This window comes from Trinickia acidisoli (genome assembly GCF_017315725.1).
GTDB classification, from domain to species: Bacteria; Pseudomonadota; Gammaproteobacteria; order Burkholderiales; family Burkholderiaceae; genus Trinickia; species Trinickia acidisoli.
Genome location: NZ_JAFLRG010000001.1, coordinates 3,443,389 through 3,462,406 on the forward strand (window position 1 = coordinate 3,443,389; position 19,018 = coordinate 3,462,406).

Below are 19,018 nucleotides of genomic sequence, written 5' to 3' on the forward strand. Positions count from 1 at the left end.
CGAATATGAATCAAGCCCACCAAGCCACACTGCTCGTCGAACTGCTCACTGAGGAATTGCCGCCGAAAGCGCTCGCTCGGCTGTCCGACGCGTTCGCGCATAGCCTCGTCGAACGCCTGGCCGCGCGCGACCTCATCGCGGGCGAGCCGTCGTTCGAACGCTTCGCCACGCCGCGCCGTCTCGCGGTGCTCGTCAAGAACGTGCGCGCCGTCGCCCCCGAAAAGCAGGTGCGCGAAAAGGTGCTGCCCGTTTCGGTCGCCCTCGACGCGAACGGCCAGCCCACGGCGCCGCTCGCGAAAAAGCTCGCGGCGCTCGGCTTTCCCGACGCCCCGCTCGCCGATCTCGAGCGGGCTTCGGACGGCAAGGCCGAGGCGTTCTTCCTGCGCTACGCGGCACCCGGCGCGACGCTCGCCGACGGCCTGCAAGCCTCGCTCGACGAAGCGCTTGCCCTCGGCAAGCTGCCGATCCCGAAAGTCATGACCTACCAGCGCCCCGACGGCACGAGCGTGCAATTCGTGCGTCCGGTGCAGCGCTTGACCGTCCTGCACGGCGAGAACGTGGTACCCGTCACGGCGTTCGGTGTCGACGCCGGCGATACGACACTCGGCCATCGCTTTCTGTCGGACGGCCTCGTCGCACTCTTGCATGCCGACGACTATGCTCAAACGCTGCGCACGAAGGGACGCGTGATCGCGAGTTTCGACGAGCGGCGCACAAGCATTGCCGAGCAATTGAAGGCGCAGGCGCACGGCGATCGCGTCGTGATGCCCGAGGCGTTGCTCGACGAAGTGACGGCGCTCGTCGAGTGGCCCGTCGTCTACGAATGCCGCTTCGACGATCAATTCCTGGCCGTGCCGCAGGAATGCCTGATTCTGACGATGCAGACGAACCAGAAGTACTTCGCGCTGACCGATGACAGCGGCAAGCTGCGCTCGCGTTTTCTGATCGTCTCGAACATCGCGACCGAAACGCCGGGCGAGATCGTCGAAGGCAACGAGCGCGTCGTGCGCCCGCGTTTGGCCGATGCGAAATTCTTCTTCGAGCAAGACAAGAAGAAGCCGCTCGCCGACCGCGTGCCGCTGCTCGCGAACGTGGTTTATCACAACAAGCTCGGCTCGCAGCTCGCACGCGTCGAGCGTCTCGAAGCGCTTGCGCACGTCGTCGCTCCGCTCGTCGGCGCCGACCCCCAACAGGCCGCGCGCGCCGCGCGGCTCGCGAAGGCCGATCTTTTGACCGACATGGTCGGCGAATTCCCCGAGCTGCAGGGCACGATGGGCACGTACTACGCCCGCCACGACGGCGAGGCCGAGGAAGTCGCACTCGCCTGCACCGAGCACTATCAGCCGCGCTTCTCCGGCGATGCGTTGCCCGGCACGAGCGTGGGTACGACTGTCGCGCTCGCCGACAAGCTCGAGACGCTCGCGGGAATCTGGGGCATCGGTCTCGTCCCCACCGGCGAAAAAGATCCGTTCGCGTTGCGCCGGCATGCGCTCGGCGTGCTGCGCATTTTGATCGAGAAGCAGTTGCCGATCGATCTCGTCGCCCTGTTGCACGAAGTTGCCGCCTGCTTCCGTGCCACGCCGCAAGCTGCCGATTGCACCGATGCGCTCTACGCGTTCTTCATGGATCGCCTGCGCGGCCTACTGCGCGAACGCGGCTATGCGGCAAGCGAGATCGAGGCCGTCCTGAGCCTGCAACCACGCAGGCTCGACGACATCATCGCTCGCCTCGACGCCGTGCGCGAGTTCTCGGCGCTTCCCGAAGCCGGCGCGCTGGCCGCCGCCAACAAACGGATCACGAACATCCTGAAGAAGTCGGAAGCCGAAGTGAGCCTGGCAACGGTCGGCGCTGCGAACCCGAACGTTGCGGCCGCGCACGCGGTGCAATCATCGTTGCTCGTCGAACCGGCGGAACGCTCGCTGAGCGAGCAATTGCAGAAGGTTGCGCCGACGGTCCAAGCGCAGCTCGGGCAACGCGACTACACGCGCGCGCTGTCGGCGCTCGCGGCGCTGCGCGATCCCGTCGACACGTTCTTCAACGACGTGATGGTCAATGCCGAGGACGCAGCGCTGCGCAAAAACCGGCTGGCCCTATTGGCCGAGTTGCACGCGCAGATGAACTGCGTGGCCGACATCTCGAAGCTCGCGGCATAACAGAGCAGAAGAGACGCGTATGACTTCCGGCAAAAAACTCGTCATCCTCGATCGCGACGGCGTCATCAACGTCGATTCGGATGCGTTCATCAAATCGCCCGACGAGTGGATCGCGATTCCGGGCAGCCTCGAGGCAATCGCGAGGCTCAATCACGCCGGCTATCGCGTGGCCGTCGCCTCGAATCAATCGGGCATCGGTCGCGGCCTGTTCGACATGGCCACGCTGAACGCGATGCATCTGAAAATGCATCGCGCGGCGGCGGCGGTCGGCGCTCGTATCGATGCCGTTTTTTTCTGCCCGCACACGGCAGAAGACCAATGCGAATGCCGCAAGCCGAAACCTGGCCTGCTGCAAATGATCATCGACCGCTTCGAGATCGACCCGTCCGCCACGCCCGTCGTCGGTGATGCGCTGCGCGATCTGCAGGCCGGCGCGGCGCTCGGCTTCCGGCCCCACCTCGTGCTGACGGGCAAGGGCAAGAAGACGCTCGCGGCAGGCGGCCTGCCCGAAGGCACCAAGGTGCACGACGACTTGAAAGCGTTCGTGCTGTCCTTCCTCGCGGATCAGAACGAGTGAGTGCGCGCGAGCACGCTCGAGCCCAACCGATCGAAGATACCGATGCGATTCATCCGATTCATCCGCTCACTGCTGCTATTTGTCTATTTCATCGTCTACACCGCCCCGTACGCGACGGCCTGCTTCATCGCGTTCCCGTTCATGAATGCCGAGCGGCGCTACTGGATGGCCGTCGGCTGGTGCCGTTCCACGGTTGCCGTCGTGCGGTATTTGAACGGCATTCGCTACCGTATCGAAGGCGCCGAGAATTTGCCCGAAGGGCCCGCCGTGCTGCTCTCGAAGCATCAGTCGGCATGGGAGACCGTCGCGTTCCCGGCAATCATGCCGCGTCCGCTTTGCTACGTCTTCAAGCGCGAGTTGCTCTACGTGCCCTTCTTCGGCTGGGCGCTCGGCATGCTGAAGATGGTTCATATCGACCGCAAGGAAGGCAAATACGCGTTCGCCTCCGTCGTGAAGCAAGGGCGGCTGCGCATGAGCGAGGGCGCGTGGGTGATCATGTTCCCTGAAGGCACGCGCACACCGGTCGGCAAGCAAGGTAAGTACAAAACGGGCGGAGCACGCTTTGCGATCGATTCCGGCGCCCCCGTGGTGCCGATCGCGCATAACGCCGGCCATGTTTGGCCGCGCAACTCCTTCATCAAGTACGCGGGGACGGTAACGGTATCGATCGGCAAGCCGATCGAGTCCGCCGGCCTCACCCCTGACCAGCTCAACACGCGCGTCGAAGCCTGGATCGAAGCCGAGATGCGCCGAATCGACCCGGACGCTTATCAAGACGCAGACGGTGCCGACGGCGCCAATCTGCGCACCCGCGGCCGCAAGCGTACACGCGGTGCGGCCGATCGAGCGGACGCGGCGCGGGGCTGACGTGGCGCCCAAGTCCGCCACGCCTCGTCCGGTGACAGCGCTCGACAACCGACAGCTCGACCTACCGCTCTTCGCGGGCCCGGCCGATGATGGCGCGCTCGCCCCGCTTGCCCCGCTCGTCGAGTCGGTCCCGCCTCGGCAAGATCCGACACCAAGCGGCGTGAAGCTGCGGCGCCTGACGTTGAGCGGACGCACAGTGGAATACGCGCTGAAACGATCGTCGCGGCGCACGATCGGGTTTTCGATCGACGGCAACGGCCTGACGATCACGGCACCGCGTTGGGTCACGCTCGCCGACATCGAGACGGCGATCGCCGGTAAGGAGCGCTGGATTTTCGCGAAGCTGTCCGAATGGCAAACGCGAACCGAGCAGCGCGCCTTACCGCGCATCGAATGGCGCGATGGGGCGCAGATTCCTTATCTCGGCAAGCCGGTGCGCATCGTGCTCGCGCCGACGAACGCGGCGCTCGTGTTCGATGCACAGGCCGCGGCGCTGTCGCTGACGCTGCCCGCGCACGCCGACGCGCAGCAAATCAAAGATCGTGTGCAGGGCTGGCTGCAGACGGAGGCCAAACGCGTGTTCGGCGAACGGCTTGCCTACTACGCGGATAAGCTCGGCGTCGCGTACAAGGGCTACGCGCTGTCGGCGGCGGCCACGCGTTGGGGCAGTTGTTCGAGCGACGGACGCATTCGCCTGAATTGGCGGCTGATCCATTTTCCGCTGTCGATCATCGATTATGTCGTCGCGCACGAGTTGGCTCATTTGCGCGAGATGAACCACAGCCCGCGATTTTGGGAAACAGTCGAGTCGATCTTCCCCGAGTTTCGCGAGGCGCGGCACACGCTCAAGCATCATCCGCCGGAACTGCTGCCAACGCTTTGAGCATATCGTTATACACATCTCTTGCCCCCTATAAGAATCAATGGGTTACGACGATGGGCTGGCGCTGCCTGTGCACTGCTCCGAGCGGGCGTCAAACCCTCGAAGTCCTTGTATCAAGGGCTTCCGGGCAGTATGCTCAAAAACTAGGCAAAAGATGTGTATAACGCAATGCGCTTTGAGGGATTGCGTGCGCGATACGGCCTCTCCCCCGGTGGTGTCCCCACGTTCGCCGTCGACAGCACCATCGCCAAGGTGGACTGGTCCGGCAGCGCACACTCAAACGTCTTGTAGTTTTGTCTGCACGGCATGAATCCCGAACACCGCGACACGACGTCGACAACGACGGTATCAGGACCAGAACCGCCCAAGTCGACCCAGGAAAACCTCGTTGTACGGGGCTTTCCAGTTAGAATGGCGGTACAGGATTTTCGCCGTCCAATACCTGGCCTATGAGCGCCTCTACTACTTCCCGCGTTTGCGATATGCCGATCGGCAATAACAAAAGTTCGAAACGCCATACTTCCGACAACTTATTTAGACTCCTTCTTGCCGTCGTAGCAATTTTGATTTCTTTGATCGGATTATGGGCATGGCATTTGATGCCAATCTATCCGGACGAAGTTGCCCTGAGAATCGCGTCAGCTCGATACATTCCGGATCACGGCATAATTTATGGTCTCTATCCATTATGCACATCTAATTTCAAGCATGTTCCCGCCACCTTTTTGATTCCCGCTTGGTCACTTTCGTACATTGAGCAGCATTTCTCGATATCGCAGCAAAGAATACTGCCGTTCGCAGTAAACATGATCGCGATTTATCTTGCGGCACGACATTCTGCGCAACGCGTTAACCCTGTCGCTGCGTTATCTATTTGCAGTGCCCTGATAGGTGTATCTGGTTCGAGTTTGGTGCTCGAGCGCTTCGAGTCTTTTCAAACGATGAATCTTGTATGTTGTCTCGCCGCTTATATGTATCTTGAGTCTGGTGCGAGGCGAGTTACGATTCGATGGCTCCTTACCGTATTGCTCATAGCTAGTGTGTTGTTTTCGATGTACGTGCACGTCCAGGGCCTCCTGTTTTTGCCGCTTACCTTATATTTTGCTTATCGCCTCGCGAGCGGATCGTCTGAAAGTTGGCCAATGGGCGGGCTAGCTATCGCGCTGCTGATTTTCGGCACTTCCACGCAATTATATTTTCAACACCTGACATGCTTGGAATTCAATTCAATACAGAAATTCTGGGCCAATATGACTTTTCAAGGAGCTAACTCGAGCGGATTGAATTGGGTTGATTTACTGGGAATGAAGATCACAAAATATACGAAGGCATTTCAGTATCTTCCACAATATGCAATAAATTATTTGCCGCCCGTTGAAAAATTGAGTGAAATCTGGCCAATCTACCTGAACCGCGACATCGCGACAGTCGCCGTATCAACGATGGGGCTCGCAATAATGATTGCACTGCATTCAACGCTAAAGCCGGTTATACAAATAATACGCTGCCGAAGCCTGAGTGAAATTTCATCGACTGTGCGGAATCATCACGCAAAATTCATGCCGACATTGCTTTTCGTGTGGCCAGTGATCTTTCTATTTTTCTACGATACCGTACAGAATTTTTATCGCTCAATTTTTATTAATTTTATTTTAACGATCTTCGTCGCAGTGTGCCTGTCGAAAGCAGCACGATGGTCATATGCCGCGGTGAATTTATATTCGATCACGTGCGCCGTACTTGTCGTAGGATCGATTTTCGCCAATTTCTCTATTTTCTATCCAAAATTAGCCGCTGGATACGAAGGGCCGTCAGTATCATTGATGCGAGATCCGCGCATCGTTGAGCGTAATGTCGAAGCACTCGTGCAGAAAGCGGGATTGAATCTAAACAAAGGCGGCATCGTCATCGACGACATGACCTATGAAAGTTTGAAGTATTACCCAAAGCTTTATCCGGTAACTTATCTTGGCCTATCGTCCATCATTACCGGCTTACGCCTGGACGATGCTATCGCCCGAGTCAAGCCGAATTATGCAATCGCAAGATGTTTGCGCCTAAACGGTATAACCACCGGAGAACACTATCGAAGCGGCGATCTTTGCGCGATCAACTTCGAAATCGGATTACAAAAAGATTAACAACCCTTGCACAAACCGAGACGGTCCACGGGGAAACAATGTCAACTGCGATTAACTGCATTCGCGGATGAATTTAAACTATTTTCCCTTCAGACAATAATGGCCATCCTAGCAAGCTGTTAGAGGTTGAGACATGAAGAAATGTGTCGCATGTGGATTTAATTTCCCCTCCCAGAGTTCGAATTGTCCGGGATGTGGCTGGGCTCCGGAAAGACTGGGGACATTCCAGGCATACGCACCCGCCTTGGCATTGGCTGGAGGTGGCTTCAATACAGCCGATTTTGCCGACTTGGCTGACCTCGAGGCGCAGCACTTTTGGTTTCGTGCGCGCAATCGTCTTATTATATGGGCGCTTGGGAAATATTGCCCGGAATTTCGTTCCTTTTTGGAAATAGGCTGTGGTACCGGATTCGTCTTGTCTGGCATCGCGTCCGCATATCCTCGAGCACAACTTCATGGCAGTGAAATATTCACTGCAGGATTGAATTTCGCTTTCGCTAGGCAGCCCGCCATCGATTTCATGCAAATGGACGCAAGGGAAATCCCGTTCATTAACGAATTTGATGCGATCGGGGCGTTCGATGTTTTGGAGCATATCGAGGAGGATGCTCAGGTTTTAAGTCAAATCCACGATGCGTTGAAGTTGCACGGCATCATGCTGCTAACCGTTCCGCAGCACGCGTGGCTATGGAGTTCAGTCGACGAACGGGCTTGCCATGTTCGCCGCTACACTGCCAAAGAGTTACATAGCAAAGTCAAGGCCGCCGGCTTTGACATCCTGCGAACAACCTCGTTTGTCACCGGCCTTCTGCCTGCGATGCTCGTATCTCGGTTGCGCAAAAAGCGATGCGATGCGAGAGAAGCCAATGGGCATGCAGAACTCAGGATAGCTGATTGGCTCAATACTTTATTCGAGGCGGTTTTGAGTATCGATGCGGCATTGATACGCCACAACTTCAACCTACCGATCGGAGGATCGCGGCTGATCGTGGCAAGAAAATTATGACAAGCCCCCTGACTGATTGACGTGAGCGATCACGGGATCCATTTGTTTCCGCAAGGCGTGATAACGCTCTTATGTCTGACGTAACGCTTCGGCGCTTGCGTCGATGCTTCGCCTCCGATGCGAACTGTATCGCCGCTGTGAGGGAGCGCGTCGGCGATGCCGCATGCATTGCATCGACCTTCCCGCCGCTGTCCGCCGAGCCCTGCCCCAGTCGGATACAATCGACGCGAAGCTACTGCCGGGTTGCGACACAATCGCCAGCCAAGCAGCGGCACTTGAGGTTCAACTCGTCGGGATCCTTGATAGCTCCAAAGCAATTCGATGACAGAAGAACACATTCCGTTCAATTGGCCTCACATGACCGGCAAAGAGCTACATTACATTGCCGAATCACACCACAATGGACGCTTGGCAGGCGATGGCCCCTATACCGAGCGCTGCCACGCCTGGCTCGAGCAGCGTAGCGGCAGCACCAAGGCGCTACTGACGCATTCCTGTACGGCGGCCCTGGAAATGACCGCGCTGTTGCTGAACATCGCCCCTGGCGACGAAATCATCATGCCGTCGTACACCTTCGTCTCGACAGCGAATGCGTTCGTCCTGCGTGGTGCTGTGCCCGTGTTCATCGATGTGCGAGAGGACACGTTAAATCTCGACGAGCACCTGGTCGAGGCCGCTATCACGCCACGTACGCGGGCTATTGTCCCAGTACACTACGCGGGCGTGGCTTGCGAGATGGATGCCATCATGAGCATCGCCAAGCGTCATGGTTTGTATGTGGTCGAGGACGCCGCGCAAGGGGCCATGTCGACTTACAAGGGGCGTGCGCTGGGCAGCATCGGCGATCTTGGCGCATACAGCTTTCATGAAACCAAGAATGTCATCTCTGGGGAGGGGGGCTGCCTGCTGGTGAATGCCCCCCAATTGGCCCAGAGAGCCGAGATTATTCGTGAAAAAGGTACGGATCGCAGTCGATTTTTCCGCGGCGAGGTCGATAAGTATACGTGGCAAGAAGCTGGATCGTCGTTTCTGCCGGGCGAACTGATTGCCGCTTTCCTCTGGGCGCAACTTCAAGAAGCGGATCGAATCACGCAAGAGCGCCTGACTATGTGGGGACGATACCATCAGATCATCGAAGGATTGGCCTCTCAAGGGTTCTTGCGCCGCCCTATCGTTCCCGATGAGTGTCAGCACAATGCTCATATGTATTACGTTCTACTTTCCCAGGGTATTGATCGTCAAGCGGTTCTGGGAGAGTTAAAACGGAACAATATATCCTCTGTGTTTCATTATGTCCCGCTGCATTCGTCGCCAGGCGGGCAAAGATACGGCAGGGCACATGGCAACCTCTCTGTAACCAATTCAATCTCCGAGCGATTGATCCGCCTGCCTTTATGGATAGGATTGACTCCTATGCAACAAGAAAGGATAGTTGAGGTTCTAGGGCATGCAATAAATCCGATTAAAGTTATTTGACGGGATGAGCCTGGATTCGGCGTAATAGTGTCGGCACCTTCTAATGAGATACACAATGAACGCGGATCGCGTAAGCAGCTCCCCTCATATCTCCGTAGTTATTCCGGTCTATAAGGCCGAAAATTGCCTTAATGAGTTATATTTCAGATTAAAAAAATCACTGGAAGAAATTTCGAATAATTTCGAAATCATTCTGATCGAGGATTGTGGCGGTGATAACTCATGGGCAATCATCGAACGTTTAGCAGCGACTGACGCGCGGGTAAGAGGCATTCAATTCAGCCGCAACTTCGGGCAGCATTACGGCATCACCGCTGGTTTGGACCTTTGTAACGGCGATTGGGCCGTCGTGATGGATTGCGACTTACAAGATCAACCAGAGGATATTCCACGCCTATATAGGAAGGCACGGGAGGGCTTTGATATTGTACTGGCGCGGCGTCGCACTCTGCGTCAGGTGCCGCTCAAGCGGCTGACCTCCTGGTTGTTCTATAAAATATTCAACTACCTTGCCGATATCGAGTACCACGAGAACGGCGGAAATTTCCGCATCATTTCACGCAAAGTGGTTGTCAACTTTCGTCGCATGAGAGAGCAATTGCGGTTCTTCAGTGGATTAGTGCAGTGGATGGGTTTTCCCACTGCCTCGATCGAGGTGGAGCAAGCGGAACGCTTTGCGGGTGAATCCACGTACACATTTGCCAAACTATGGAAGCTATCGTCCAATGCAATCGTTGCTTATTCAGATAAACCGTTGCGACTGGCAATACGGTTAGGTTTTTTGATGGCGGCTACCTCATTTTGCTACGGGGCATATTTTCTAGGGCACGCTTTAATCTATGGCTCCCCGGTCCCAGGTTGGAACAGTTTAATCGTATCGCTATACTTCATTGGCGGAATCATTATTTCAATACTGGGCATCATCGGCATTTACTTAGGAAAGACATTTGACGAAAGCAAAAAGCGGCCATTGTATATTGTTGGCAATCAAATCGGCTTTGATCTTGATCAAAATTAGAATGCAATGAAGCGCAAGATGCTTTTGATTACTGGAGCCGCGGGTTTTTTGGCGCGCGCGGTGGTTCGGCAAGTGCCGAGCGGCTGGCGAATGGCTGCGCTAACGCGTGCTGGCACGCGAGCTTCGGCAAGTTTCGACGTCAGTCATGAGTCTGTGGACGAATTGATTGCCGACTTGAGCAGTATCGACGCCATTTTGCACTTAGCGGCAAGAATCCCCGCAGCGCGAGATGCGGCACCAGCCGACCTGGTGCCCACGAACGTCGATCTTGTCGCAAAACTAGTCCAGGCCTATCCCAATGCAACCCATGTGCTTGCCTCGTCAGTTTCCGTGTTCGGTACTCCAGAATATTTGCCACTATCGATGGACTCCTCACCTTGCCGACCAAACGCATATGGATTGTCCAAGTTGGCAGCCGAGTGTTGGGTGCGTAAATCACAAAAATACGCGATTATTCGATTTTCGTCATTGATCGGTGTCGGGATGAGGCCTGACAGCTTCATACCAGTGGCTGTTTCTGCAGCTCGCAACGGCTGTATCCGCCTCATCGGCAGTGGCGAGCGACTCCAGAATTACCTCGACGTAAATGACGCCGCATTGATGTGTCTGAACGCAATAAGCAGCGAAAAATCGATAGCCGCGCTGGGGATAGGTGAGCATTCCTATAGTAATCGCGACGTTGCCAATCTTTTGGTCGAATTGACCGGTGCATCCATCGTGCACGTGGGTGAAGACTCGAGTCCGTCCTATGTTTATGATCTCAACGATGCAGTAGCTCTGGGACGGCCGTATATCGATTTGAGAAGTACCCTGGAAAACATGGTGCGACACGCATGAGATCTATTTTGGTAACAGGGATTGGTGGTGTTGTCGGGCAAGGCATCTTGCGGAACCTTCGTGCAATGAATCTCGATACGACGATCATTGGAACAAATACACTGCAAATTAGCGCCGGCAATCATCTTTGCGATCACGTATATCAAGTTCCCTACGCGTATGATGAAGGCTATATTGCGACGATCCGTGAATTGTCGTGCCGACACGCTGTCGAGCTCATCATCCCGAGCACCGATTACGAGGCTCATTACCTGTCAATCAATCGGGCGAGCTTATCCGGCAGGGTTGCGGCGGCATCGCCTGAAGTTACCGGACTATGCCTAGATAAATATTTGAATTTCGAGAAATTCGCGGCGCTCGGGTTACCATTTGCGCGCTCGACACTGCCGTCCAGCTATCAGCGCGAATTTAACAGGATCGTTGTCAAACCTCGCGAAGGACGGGGGTCGCGCAATATTCATATCGACCCGGTGTCGCCCAAGGATTTTTCCGATGACTATGTCATCCAAGAATATTTGGATGGCCCGGAGCTGACCAGTGCATTCTATGTTTTACAAACAGGAGAATTGCATGGACTCATCACCTTGAAGCGCGAACTTGATCACGGCAATACATCGAGCTGCGAGGTTGTATTCGATCATGATCCAGTCATACGTGAAATTATCGAACACATGATTGCGCATTTTCCGTTCAGGGGCTCGTGCAATATCCAAAGCCGCGTCACCGAAAATGGCATCATTCCGTTTGAAATCAATTGTAGAATTTCGGGAACCAATTCGATCAGATCGCAGTTCGGTTTCAATGATGTCGCCTATACCGTGCAAGAACTGCTCCTGAAACAGGCGCCGAATTCACCGCAAATTACGAAAGGAAGCGCGATCCGCATCATGCACGACGTGATCTATCGAGATAAATCGCTATCCGAAATATCAAATCGAAGTGATCTATTTTTCATTTTTTAAGAAATGAAGATAAAATCTATTTTCTTCGATGTGGCCAACACCCTCTTATACAAGCCCGGACTATATCCAGCGATTCATCAGACTCTGTCGCAGCATGGCATTTCAATATCTTTCGAAAAACTGTTATTAGTTCATCGATTGCTCTCCGATGTAATTACATTTCCAGATCGAACTTCAAGCGATTTTTATCGCGATTTTAATAGCCACTTACTACGCTCCTTTGGCGTCGTCCCATGCGACGAGCTATTAAATGCGATCTTCTCGTCATGTAGCTATTTGCCATGGAGGCCTTTCCCTGATACTGCATCCCTTGCCGCCATCAAATTGCCCATGGGCATCGTTTCCAACTGGGACACATCATTGCGCGAGAAATTGGCGCTACTTCCTAGTGCGAATTTCACTTGGATTCTCGGTTCGGAGGAACAAGGCGTGCGCAAACCTGCACCCGACTTCTTCACAAGAATTTTTGATATCTCCGGGTTACGTGCCGATGAAATTATCTACGTCGGCGACTCGATAAGATTGGACATCGAACCCGCATTGAACTTAGGGATAAAGACGATATTGCTTGATCGTGATGATCTCTATGGCAGTTCAACTGCTCCAAGAATCAGGCACCTTGGCGAGCTTGTCCGCTGGCTCGATGCAAATTAAAGCGCCAATTAATTCGAGAAAAAAATGCGATCGACCGTATTTCACCAATCGATGCATATGCGGGAGGAAGATTTATTTCCGCAAAGCACTTCGTGCCCGTTTTGCAATTCGACCAAAAGAGTCACAGGCCCTGTATTACAGAACGATCCGATCGTGCGGCTTTTGCGTTGCTTAACCTGCCATGCAGTGTCCGCATCAAGAATGCCTACCCCCGAGGTTCTTACAAGATATTATTCCCGTTACTATAGCGACGCGAAGGAAAAAATCACGGTAGATGCACCAAGACGGATCGCGAGTCATATCCTCCGGCACACCCAACTCCCAATGAGCGCGCTAGCTGGCCGAGAGCTGTCTATTCTCGACTACGGTGGTGGGGATGGCGCTATTTCAATTCGGATCGCCAAGAATTTACTTGAGCGCGGCGCGAAGCGCATCCATATAGCGCTGCTGGACTATGATCAAAGCGATATCGATATAAACGATCGACACATTAACCTTTTCCGACCCGATAAGTTGACGGAGATAGTCGATCGGTCGATGGATCTGATTATTGCCAGCGCAGTTATCGAGCATATTCCCGAGCCAAGGGATGTTTTGCTCAAGTTACTTTCTTCAATGCGATCCAGTGACAGCGTGTTTTACGCCAGGACGCCCTATGTGACCCCTTTACTTAATTTCGCCAAAATAATTGGCACACCTTTTGATTTTACCTATCCGGCACATGTGCATGATTTAGGCGCAAAATTTTGGAATAATCTTCTGTCCGTCTTGCCGACGGCGGGGAGATTTCAAGTGCTTCGTTCCACCCCTTCCATTGTAGAAACCTCTATCAAGCGACATTTTACGAGAACGCTAGCCGCCCATATATTGAAAATACCAGGATATATATTGAAGGAAAGCTATGGCTTTGTCGGCGGATGGGAGATCATTATCCGTCGTCATTCCTGACGTATGCATCGCAACTCACACGAACTCGCGCATGCTGCATAGCTTGCGCAATTCTGTTTTGGCGTTATTGTGCGGCAAATAATCAATCAAGCCTGCTCAACGCTCATCGGCACAACGACCGACTCTCGCCCGAAATCATACCTTTACAGGCGTGCGAGCGCTATTACGGCACACTGGCGGGCGTAGCCAGCAAGCACACGCGCATCCCTTGGGCTGCCCTTGCCGAGGACGAGAAATTCGATGCGACACAAGTCGCTGTTCCCGCCCACTCAGTGCCCCCATGACGCGGCTGAATCCGGTCTCACCTCCAATCTGTTTCTCATTCCATTCACCACAGAAAGACGCAACACGCCAGGAAGGAGACAGATTAGATCGGTAGCAGGAGAACTCGAACACCTCTCGCTATCGCATCCCCAATCCACGGAACCACCCCGATGAATCAAATCACTCTTGCTGCAACGAGGAAATCCTTTTAGGCAGATGCTCCCGGACGAAATCTGCCTGCGGACCAAGCCTCCAATCGCCCGCCCGAGTCCTTCAGAGCGCCGCTACCGCGCCTTCCTCTGAATAAACTCGATCTTGTACCCGTCCGGATCGGTGACGAACGCGATGACGGTCGTGCCGTGCTTCATCGGGCCCGCTTCTCGCACGACGGTCCCGCCTTGCGCTTTGATCTTCTCGCAAGCGACATAGGCATCGTCGACTTCGATCGCGATATGGCCATAGCCCGCGCCGAGATCGTAGGCTGTCGTATCCCAGTTGTGCGTCAACTCGAGGACAGCGCCCTCGCTTTCGTCGGTATAGCCGACGAAAGCAAGCGTGAAGCGGCCTGCGGGGTAGTCATCGCGGCGCAGCAGCTTCATGCCGAGCAATTCCGTATAGAACTTGAGCGAGCGGTCGAGATCGCCGACTCGCAGCATCGTATGCAGCAAGCGCATCGTGAACTCCGATTTCTTCAGAAAGATGCGAATCTATCAAGAAAGCGCGCGAGCTGCTGGCCCTGCCGTCGATAGGGTGATTCACCGCAGCCAAAGCGGGCGCGGCGCCGTTTTGGTATGGTACGCAGGCTGGTGCAGCGCAGGGCGACAACTGTGCCGACACATCGGTCATGCACGCCGCACCTTCATCCCCCATCTGACAAACGACACCTCGAATGAACACCGCAGCAGCAATCGCCACGCCGGCTTCGGTGCGCCGTGCTCCCGACTCGTTCGCCATCGCGCTGATGGTACTGCTGTGCGCCATTTGGGGCCTGCAACAAGTTGCGATCAAATCGACGAACGGCGCGCTCGGGCCGATGTTCCAGGCGGGCTTGCGCTCGACGATCGCGGCCGTGCTCGTCTATGGCTGGGCCCGCTTGCGCGGCACGCCGCTCTTTCTGCGCGATGGAACCTTCGGAGCCGGCTTGCTTGCCGGCGTGCTGTTCGCGGGCGAATTCATCTGCATTTTCGCGGGGCTCACGTTGACGAGCGCCTCGCGCATGGCCGTCTTCCTGTATACGGCGCCATGCTTCACCGCCCTCGGCTTGCATGCGTTCGTCGCCGGCGAGCGGATGCGCCGCATGCAGTGGTACGGCGTCGCGGTAGCGTTCGCGGGGATCGCGCTTGCGTTCGCCGATGGCTTCGCACGCGCCCCCGCACCGGGCGCCTCGGCCCTCGCGGGCGTCCTCGGCGATGCGCTCGGCGTGCTCGGCGGCGTCATGTGGGCGGCGACGACCGTCGTCGTGCGCGCCACCTCGCTCTCGCAGGCGAGCGCCAGCAAGACGCTGTTCTATCAACTCGTGGTCTCGGCCGTGATCCTGCTCGTGCTGGCGTTCGCGCTCGGCGAGCCGCAGCGCGCGCACCTCACGCCGTTGGCCATGGTAAGCCTCGGCTACCAAGCCATCGCCGTCGCGTTCGTGAGCTACTTGACGTGGTTCTGGCTGCTCACGCGCTACATGGCCTCGCGCCTGTCGGTGTTCTCGTTCTTGACGCCGCTGTTCGGCGTAGGCTTCGGCGTCGCGCTGCTCGGCGAATCGTTCAGCTCGCGCTTCGTGCTGGCGTCGACGCTCGTGCTCGCGGGCATCGTGCTCGTGAACGCGCCGGCGCGCCGCGCGGACGCGAAGTAAGCGTGCGTTACTGCGGCCGCTCCACGAGTGTTTGCGCCACGCGCACGTATTCGTCGACGGACACGTCCTCGGCACGCCGCGCGAGATCGAAACCAAGCCCGTCGAAATCCACCCGGTCGCGGTAGGCCGCCAGCGTATTGCGCAGCATTTTGCGCCGCTGCGAAAACGCCGCCGTGACGAGTTCGCCGAACACCTTCATGTCGACGCTCGCGAGCTCATGCGGAGCATAGGGAATCATCCGCACGATCGCCGAATCGACTTTCGGCGGCGGCTGGAACGATTCGGGAGGCACGTCGAGCTGCTTGTCGATCACATAGCGATACTGCAGCATCACCGACAGCCGCCCGAACGCCTTGGTGCCAGGCTCGGCCACCATCCGCTCCACCACTTCGTTTTGCAGCATGAAGTGCTGATCGATCACGATCGGTGCGAACGACATCAGATGAAACAGCAGCGGGCTTGAAATGTTGTAGGGCAGATTGCCGACGATGCGCAGCGTCGGCTGCTCGCGCGTGTCGACAAGCGAGCCGAAATCGAAGGCCAGCGCGTCGCCCGCGTGCAGCGCGAGACGCTCGCCGAACTTGTCCTGCAGACGCGCAATGAGATCGCGATCGAGTTCGACGGCGTGCAGCGGTGCCCCGGGCGTGGCAAGGCGCTCGACCAGCGGCTCGGTGAGTGCGCCGAGGCCCGGCCCGATTTCGACCATCCGTTGCCCGCTCTCGGGCGCGATGAGTGAGACGATCGCATCGATGATGCCAAGGTCGACGAGAAAATTTTGACCGAATCGCTTGCGCGCGAAATGGCCTTGATGCTGTCTGCTGGTAGACATCGAGGTCGTGAGAGAGCCGAAACGAATCGAAAAACGCCGGCGGTGAGACGCGGCGAGCGTCAGCCGCCGCGACGGTTGCGCGCCATCGCGACGGCCGTGTCGATGGCGGCGATCATACTGCCCGCATCGGCGCGTCCGGTGCCCGCGAGATCGAGCGCCGTGCCGTGATCGACGGACGTGCGAATGATGGGCAGCCCGAGCGTGATGTTGACGCCTTCGCCGAAGGTGGCGTACTTGAGCACGGGCAACCCTTGATCGTGGAACATGGCGAGCACGCAGTCGGCTTCGTTGAGATAGCGCGGCTGAAACAGCGTGTCGGCCGGATACGGGCCACGTGCGTCGATGCCGCGCCGGGCAGCCTCGGCGAGCGCCGGGGCGATGACGTCGATCTCTTCGCGTCCGAGGTAGCCGTTCTCGCCCGCGTGCGGGTTCAAGCCCGTGACGAGGATCCGAGGTACGGGCAAGCCGAAATCGCGCCGCAAGTCGCGATCGATGATGGCGAGCGTTTCGACCAGACTGTCGACACCAAGCGCGGCCGGGACGTCCTTGAGCGGCAAATGCGTCGTGGCGAGCGCAACGCGCAACGGGCGCTCGCCCGTGCCCGAGAGCATCATGACGACCCGAGCGGTACGCGTCCGCTCGGCCAGATACTCGGTGTGACCCGTGAACGGCACGCCGGCATCGTTGATCGTGCTCTTTTGCAGCGGCGCGGTCACGATCGCGTCGAACGTACCGCTGGACGTACCGCCGACCGTGGAGCCAAGCGCACCGTCGATTGCATCGTCGAGCAACCCGAGCACGTAGCGGCCGTTCGCGGCATCGAGCCGGCCTGCGTGCGACGGCACGGCCAACGGGCGATTCGCCATACTCACCTGCCCGCCGCGCAGGAGCGGCGGCCAATCCACGCCGACGGCGCGGGCCCGGTCTTCGATCAGCGCGGCATCGCCCAACACCGTGAATTTCACGCCCGGCCAATGCGCCGCAGCGCCCGCTAGTGCGGCGGCCGTCAGCTCCGGCCCTACGCCGGCCGGTTCGCCCGTCGTGATCGCGATATTCAGCGGGACAGTGCTGGCAGCGCGCTTCATCGGCTATCGGCTCACTGCTGTGCGAGCGGTGCGGCGACCTTGTACTGTACGTACGCCGAATCGCGCAGTTCGCGCAGCCAATCGGAGTACGCCTGCTCCGCCTTGCGTTGTCCGATGGCCTGACGCGCCAAATCCATTTCCTGCTGGACCGAGCCTTCCGCATCGCGCCGGCCGAGAACCTGGATCAGGTGGTAGCCGTACTCGCTGCGAACGGGTTCGCTGATTTCGCCGTCCTTCAGGTTGTTCATCGCACGCTCGAACTCAGGCACCGTTTCGCCGGGGCTGACCCACCCGAGATCGCCGCCCTGCGAGGCCGAGCCGTCTTGCGAATAAGTGCGTGCGAACTGCGTGAAATCGCCGCCGGCTTCGATCTGCTGCCGAATATCGAGCAGCCGTTGTCGTGCGTCGGCCTCGGACTGCCCGTCGCCGACGCGGATCAGGATATGGCGCACGTGGGTTTGCACGATCTTGGGCGCATCGGCCGCCGAGCCGCCGACGCCGATGCGCCGATCGACGAGCCGAATCACCTCGAAACCATCGTCGGTCCGGATCAGATCGGGATTGACCTCGCCCGGACGCAACTGCGCCGCAGCCTTGACGAACGGATCGGGCAAACTACCCGGCGTCTTGAAGCCGAGATCGCCACCTTGTTTCGCATCGGCCGCCTGCGAGTTGTCTTTCGCGAGCGATTCGAACTTGGTGCCGCTCTTGGCCTGCTGCAGGATCGCTTCGGCCTTCTTCTGCGCGGCGTCGACGACGCCCTGCGCCGCACCGGCCGGCACCTTCACGAGAATGTGCTCGATGCGCAGATCTTGCTGCGCTCGCGCGCCCGGCCCGCGCTGGCTCGCGATGTAGTTCGCGACTTCGGCGTCGGACACGGTCACCTTGCTGTCGACCTCTTTCTCGCGCAACTTCGAGAGCATCAGCTCGTTGCGCGCGTCGCCCGTGAATACCGACCAGGGCACGCCTTCCGCCTCGATCCGCGCGCGATAGACGTCGAGCGACAGGTTATTGGCCGTGGCCAGGCGCTGCAGCGTCTTTTGCACGTCCTCGTCGCTGACGACGATGCCGTCTTCCTTCGCCTTTTCGAGCTGAATCCGCTCGAGCACCATTTGATTGAGCACCTGCGAGCGCAACTGATCTTGCGGGGGCACCGGCGCGTGCTGCTGCACGAGCCGCCGCGAGATGAGCCCGACGCGCTCGTCCAACTCGCGCACGGTGATGACGTCGTCGTTGACGACCGCAGCGACCGAGTCGACCGTCTGACCCGCGCCGGCCGTCTGACCCGAGCCGCTCGTTTGACCGGCTTGTCCCCCCAACGCCTGCGCCGCGGCCGGCGCGGCCGGCAGAAAAAGGGCGGCGGCCATCGAGGCCGCGAGCGTTGCCAAGCGAAGCTTATTCACGATTGCCACACATGCTCCAAATAACTTGGGCCGCCTCAAACGCGCCCCATTTTTTTGCGCCACGAGCCGGAA

At 57.5% G+C, this 19,018-nt stretch carries 17 protein-coding genes; 13 read left to right on the forward strand and 4 right to left on the reverse strand.

Translation table 11 applies throughout. From position 1 onward, the window contains the following. Window positions 1–5: 5 nt before the first annotated feature. The 12 genes from glyS to J3485_RS15835 all read left to right on the forward strand — a co-directional run bounded on the left by glyS (window position 6) and on the right by J3485_RS15835 (window position 13,522). Entirely contained in the window at window positions 6–2,153 is a 2,148-nt protein-coding gene (glyS, locus tag J3485_RS15780) for a glycine--tRNA ligase subunit beta (protein ID WP_206954298.1), read from the forward strand. 19 nt (window positions 2,154–2,172) lie between these two features. Beyond that, window positions 2,173–2,730 (forward strand): D-glycero-beta-D-manno-heptose 1,7-bisphosphate 7-phosphatase, encoded by a 558-nt coding sequence (gene gmhB / locus J3485_RS15785; RefSeq protein WP_206954300.1) that lies wholly within the window; start codon window positions 2,173–2,175, stop codon window positions 2,728–2,730. Window positions 2,731–2,781: 51 nt separating this feature from the next. After that, window positions 2,782–3,597, forward strand: a complete 816-nt coding sequence (locus tag J3485_RS15790; RefSeq protein WP_206955834.1) for a lysophospholipid acyltransferase family protein — start codon at window positions 2,782–2,784, stop codon at window positions 3,595–3,597. 1 nt (window position 3,598) lies between these two features. Then, a complete protein-coding gene (locus J3485_RS15795) occupies window positions 3,599–4,480 on the forward strand; it encodes a M48 family metallopeptidase (protein WP_206954302.1) in 882 nt (293 codons plus the stop codon). Between the two features lie 449 nt (window positions 4,481–4,929). Beyond that, on the forward strand, window positions 4,930–6,621 hold the full coding sequence (locus J3485_RS15800) for a hypothetical protein (protein WP_206954304.1): 1,692 nt from the start codon (window positions 4,930–4,932) through the stop codon (window positions 6,619–6,621). 133 nt (window positions 6,622–6,754) lie between these two features. Next, window positions 6,755–7,627, forward strand: coding sequence for a class I SAM-dependent methyltransferase (locus tag J3485_RS15805; RefSeq protein ID WP_206954306.1), 873 nt, complete (start codon window positions 6,755–6,757; stop codon window positions 7,625–7,627). A gap of 321 nt (window positions 7,628–7,948) precedes the next feature. Further along, window positions 7,949–9,103: a dTDP-4-amino-4,6-dideoxygalactose transaminase gene (gene rffA / locus J3485_RS15810; protein ID WP_206954308.1), complete on the forward strand. Its 1,155-nt coding sequence runs from the start codon at window positions 7,949–7,951 to the stop codon at window positions 9,101–9,103. A 55-nt stretch (window positions 9,104–9,158) separates the two neighbouring features. Then, window positions 9,159–10,121, forward strand: coding sequence for a glycosyltransferase family 2 protein (locus J3485_RS15815; protein WP_206954310.1), 963 nt, complete (start codon window positions 9,159–9,161; stop codon window positions 10,119–10,121). Between the two features lie 6 nt (window positions 10,122–10,127). Further along, window positions 10,128–10,958 carry an NAD-dependent epimerase/dehydratase family protein gene (locus tag J3485_RS15820; protein ID WP_206954312.1) on the forward strand — a complete coding sequence of 277 codons (831 nt, stop codon included), beginning with the start codon at window positions 10,128–10,130 and terminating at the stop codon, window positions 10,956–10,958. Next, a complete protein-coding gene (locus tag J3485_RS15825; RefSeq protein ID WP_206954314.1) occupies window positions 10,955–11,920 on the forward strand; it encodes an ATP-grasp domain-containing protein in 966 nt (321 codons plus the stop codon). Before J3485_RS15820 ends, J3485_RS15825 begins: the two co-directional genes overlap by 4 nt. A gap of 3 nt (window positions 11,921–11,923) precedes the next feature. Then, the gene (locus J3485_RS15830) at window positions 11,924–12,574 is read left to right on the forward strand and encodes an HAD family hydrolase (RefSeq protein ID WP_206954316.1); all 651 of its coding nucleotides are present in this window, start codon (window positions 11,924–11,926) and stop codon (window positions 12,572–12,574) included. A gap of 324 nt (window positions 12,575–12,898) precedes the next feature. Next, window positions 12,899–13,522 carry a class I SAM-dependent methyltransferase gene (locus J3485_RS15835; protein WP_206954318.1) on the forward strand — a complete coding sequence of 208 codons (624 nt, stop codon included), beginning with the start codon at window positions 12,899–12,901 and terminating at the stop codon, window positions 13,520–13,522. Between the two features lie 548 nt (window positions 13,523–14,070). Here J3485_RS15835 and gloA read toward each other — a convergent pair. Further along, the gene (gene gloA, locus J3485_RS15840) at window positions 14,071–14,460 is read right to left on the reverse strand and encodes a lactoylglutathione lyase (protein WP_206954320.1); all 390 of its coding nucleotides are present in this window, start codon (window positions 14,458–14,460) and stop codon (window positions 14,071–14,073) included. A gap of 215 nt (window positions 14,461–14,675) precedes the next feature. On the opposite strand from gloA, the gene J3485_RS15845 reads away from it, so the two are divergent. Next, on the forward strand, window positions 14,676–15,629 hold the full coding sequence (locus tag J3485_RS15845) for a DMT family transporter (protein ID WP_206954322.1): 954 nt from the start codon (window positions 14,676–14,678) through the stop codon (window positions 15,627–15,629). Between the two features lie 7 nt (window positions 15,630–15,636). Here the strand turns inward: J3485_RS15845 and rsmA are convergent, their stop codons facing one another. From rsmA to J3485_RS15860, 3 genes are read right to left on the reverse strand one after another with little or no spacing between them, the layout of a single operon-like run. Continuing rightward, entirely contained in the window at window positions 15,637–16,458 is an 822-nt protein-coding gene (gene rsmA / locus J3485_RS15850; protein ID WP_206954324.1) for a 16S rRNA (adenine(1518)-N(6)/adenine(1519)-N(6))-dimethyltransferase RsmA, read from the reverse strand. Window positions 16,459–16,517: 59 nt separating this feature from the next. After that, window positions 16,518–17,543: a 4-hydroxythreonine-4-phosphate dehydrogenase PdxA gene (gene pdxA, locus J3485_RS15855; protein ID WP_206954326.1), complete on the reverse strand. Its 1,026-nt coding sequence runs from the start codon at window positions 17,541–17,543 to the stop codon at window positions 16,518–16,520. A gap of 11 nt (window positions 17,544–17,554) precedes the next feature. Next, window positions 17,555–18,955, reverse strand: coding sequence for a peptidylprolyl isomerase (locus tag J3485_RS15860; protein WP_206954328.1), 1,401 nt, complete (start codon window positions 18,953–18,955; stop codon window positions 17,555–17,557). Between the last annotated feature and the right edge of the window lie 63 nt (window positions 18,956–19,018).